Genomic DNA, 1298 nt, shown 5'->3' on the forward strand with positions numbered 1-1298 from the left:
CGGCGTGGACCGGCCACCGCGCGGTGGGTGTTCAGCAGGCGCCGCCGTCGCTCCAGACGGCCCACGAGGTGGGCGCGCCCGGCTCGGCGCCGGTCGAGTACCACAGCGACGTCCACTTGTGACCGTTGTGCCCGACGACGTCATTGGGCACGTAGGCCTTGGCGGAGTCCCACTCGGCGAGCCCGTCGCAGCCGGTCGGCGGGGTGCCGGTGCCGACGGTGAGCGAGAACTGCGCGGTGTGGTCGGCGTCGGTGCCGTCACCGCTGACCGTCACCTGGCTGGTGCCCTCCGGCGTGGTCGCCGAGGTGGTGATGGTCAGCGTTGCGGTGCCGCCGGAGGAGATGCTCGCCGGGCTGATCGTCGCCTTCGCGCCCTCGGGCAGGCCGGTGGCCTCCAGCTGCACGGTCTGGGCGTTGCCGGAGGTGATCCGGGTGGTCACCGTGGTGGTCGCGGTCTGTCCGGGTTGGACGGACGCCGAGGCCGGCGAGAGCGTCAGCGAGTAGTCGTTGCCGGCGGGCGGCTGGCCGGTGCAGGTCGGCTCCCCGCTGACCGCGGGCACGCTCACCGCGTCCCACGCGGCCTTGGTGCTGGCGAACTCGGCGCAGCTGCCGGGGAACAGCGCGACCGCGGCTTCCAGGGTGGCCTTGCGGGCCGCGCGGTGGTTCCACGACGACGTCTTCTTCAGCAGGCCGTTGTAGAAGATCTTGCCGGCCTTCTGGATGCCGACACCGGTGACCGACGAGTTGTTGCACGTCGGGCTGGCCGCGCTGCCCTGGGACAGCAGGTAGAACCAGTGGTTCTGCGGGCCCGCGGCCGCGTGCACCTCGGTGCTCGGGATCGACGAGGAGTAGCAGTTCGGGTCGCCGACCTTCGACGGGTTGTCCATGTAGCGGATCGGGCCCTGGCCGACCAGGTTGACGCCCTCGCCGACGCTGAAGTCCGGCGTGTCCTTCGGGTTGTTGGCGTAGAACTCGGTGAGCGCGCCGAAGATGTCGCCGGTGGACTCGTTGAGCCCGCCGTTCTCGTTGCCCGAGCCCGCGCCGCCCGGCGTGGTCTGGAAGATCGCGTGCCCGAACTCGTGGCCGACGACGTCCATCGGCGTCGCCTGGCGGCGGTTGTCCTGCGAGTGCCCGAAGTGCGTCGACGAGCCGTCCCAGTACGCGTTGACGTCGTTGAGGCCGACACTCGCGCGGAACCCGCCGCCCGCCCCGTCGATGCCGGTGCGGCCGAGCCACTCGCCGAGCATCTTCCACTCGGTCTGGACGCTGTAGAGGACGTCGACGCAGCCGGTCTCGAGG

Annotated in this window: 1 protein-coding gene; it reads right to left on the reverse strand. The window is 71.3% G+C overall.

Features of this window, described 5'->3' with window-relative positions:
- Positions 1-31 precede the first annotated feature (31 nt).
- The coding region (locus ACWDN5_RS46785) for a M4 family metallopeptidase (protein ID WP_449680797.1) at positions 32-1298 on the reverse strand (1267 nt) is incomplete at its 5' end.

The organism is Amycolatopsis sp. NPDC003731 (assembly GCF_053586895.1).